We start from the raw sequence: 2,011 nt of genomic DNA on the forward strand, positions 1-2,011 counted from the left end.
CATCCTTTCTCTGACGCACGCCCTCAGCATTTCGTTGGCCGGGAAAGCCCGCGTCAATTCCATCAGCCCAGGTTGGATCGACACGGGTTCTTTCCATAAAGATGAGGATTACCAGCCTGACTACGAACCCGCTGACCTTTTGCAGCATCCTGTCGGCCGTGTCGGTGTGCCTGATGACATCGTACAGACGATCCGTTTCCTTTGCAGCGATGCAGCCGGCTTCATCACCGGGCAGAATTTCACTGTCGACGGCGGGATGTCCAAACTGATGATTTATCACAACGACAATGGGTGGACCTACATTCCTGAATCCGAGTGAGCGACACCTTAGGGAGCAAGTCAAAATAATACAGACGCAGCCCATAAAAATAAGCAGGACGCCCTTCGCTTGAAAGGTGTCCTGCTTATTTTTGCTATCCGGCCTGAAATTAGTCTGACCAGCCTTATTTTTTCGGAAACTGCTTCACGAACCATTGCGCAGCCAACTCTGCTACCTGTTCCAACGTACCGGCTTCTTCGAACAGATGGGTGGCTCCCGGAATGATGGTCATTTCCTTCTCGCAGTTCAGCAAAGCGTAGGCCTGCTCATTCAGTTCGATCACGCCGTCATCGTAGCCGCCAACCAGCAACAGCGTCGGGGCCGTGACATCAGCCAAATAGGCTTTGGCCAAATCCGGCCGCCCGCCCCGCGAAACAACGGCCTTTATTTCATCGCCTAACGCAGCTGCCGATTGCAAAGCAGCAGCCGCTCCGGTGCTCGATCCGAAATACCCGATAGGCAGCTGTTTTGTTTCATCCTGTTGCTTCAGCCAGTTTTCCGCAAGCGTCAACCGTTGGGTCAACAAATCGATGTCAAAACGCTTGTCGGTCCACTCGCTTTCATCTTCCGTCAACAGATCCAGCAACAAAGTGGACAGTCCATGCGCCCTCAGTACACTAGCCACGTATTTGTTGCGCACACTATGTCGGCTGCTGCCGCTGCCATGGGCAAAAATGACAAGCCCTTTCGGATCTCTGTGCAGGGCCAAATCACCATTCAATGTGACGCCAGCACCGGTTATCTTAACTGCCTTTTCTGGATCACTCATCTGCCTTCTCCTCCTTCACGTTCATGCTTCGGAGCAGTGAGACGACCTCCGCGTCGTCGAGCTGATCAAAACGGACATAATAGGCACCCACAGCGCCGAGATAGTCATCCGTCCGCTCCAAGGCTACGACTGCATCCACCATTTGGTCCATCTTTTTCGCGGTATCCTCCGGCGTGACCGGGATGGCCACGATGATGCGTTTCGGATTCCGCTTTTTGAGGGCCGCTATTGAGGCGAACATCGTGAAGCCGGTCGCGATGCCGTCGTCCACGATGATGGCCGTTTTGCCTTCCAAGGACTGGATGTTCGCAGCGCCGACATACGTTTCCCTGCGCCTTTTGATTTCCTGACGGAGCCGTTTCAGCTCCCATTCCAGCCAATTTTGGTCCAACACCCCGTGCTCGCCCGGATTGAAGATTGGGTCCGCATCCTCTGTGATGGCCCCGATGGCATATTCAGGATTGAATGGGTGTCCGATTTTTTTCGTGATGAGCAAATCCAGCGGTGCCGCCAATTTTTTGGCGATCTCCACGCCCAAAGGCACTCCCCCTCGTGGCAAAGCAAATACGACGATATCTTCTCCGCGGTACTTCTCCAAAGCTTCTGCCAGCAGGATGCCGGCCTCTTTCCGATCGTTAAATAACATACCTTTCCCTCCTTGTCCGACAATACCTTCTCATTGACTGAAACAAGTGCATGCTGTTCGACTGAAATAACGTTTGTTCCGGTTGCTTACATGATTTGGTGTTTTGATTCCATCTGTTATTTCATCTCAACCAAATCATAGCACGCAAACGCCGCAAGGAGGAACAATAACACTTCTGGATCTAGGAATGATGCTGTCATCGAATCGGATTATCTACTTCGCCCGCTGAAAAGTGAAGGTCAGTTGATGCTTTTCTTCAATGCCTCAAGATTTTCCA

General features: G+C 52.2%; 3 protein-coding genes. 1 reads left to right on the plus strand and 2 read right to left on the minus strand.

All coding sequences use genetic code 11. The features are described from left to right. Positions 1–319: SDR family oxidoreductase (locus WBV27_RS12185; RefSeq protein ID WP_424202402.1), on the plus strand; the 319-nt coding region annotated here is incomplete at its 5' end. A 124-nt stretch (positions 320–443) separates the two neighbouring features. Here WBV27_RS12185 and WBV27_RS12190 read toward each other — a convergent pair. Both WBV27_RS12190 and WBV27_RS12195 read right to left on the minus strand, forming a co-directional pair. Next, entirely contained in the window at positions 444–1,088 is a 645-nt protein-coding gene (locus WBV27_RS12190) for a dienelactone hydrolase family protein (RefSeq protein ID WP_424202403.1), read from the minus strand. Beyond that, positions 1,081–1,734: a phosphoribosyltransferase gene (locus tag WBV27_RS12195; protein ID WP_424202404.1), complete on the minus strand. Its 654-nt coding sequence runs from the start codon at positions 1,732–1,734 to the stop codon at positions 1,081–1,083. The genes WBV27_RS12190 and WBV27_RS12195 overlap by 8 nt, the downstream gene beginning before the upstream one ends. Positions 1,735–2,011 lie beyond the last annotated feature (277 nt).

The organism is Trichococcus sp. (genome assembly GCF_049589555.1).
Classification (GTDB): domain Bacteria; phylum Bacillota; class Bacilli; order Lactobacillales; family Aerococcaceae; genus Trichococcus.

What these genes read in the sequence shown, in the direction of transcription:
- WBV27_RS12190 (WP_424202403.1), bottom strand. Translation starts at nt 1,088, where the DNA reads ATGAGTGATCCAGAAAAGGCAGTTAAGATAACCGGTGCTGGCGTCACA.
- WBV27_RS12195 (WP_424202404.1), bottom strand. Translation starts at nt 1,734, where the DNA reads ATGTTATTTAACGATCGGAAAGAGGCCGGCATCCTGCTGGCAGAAGCT.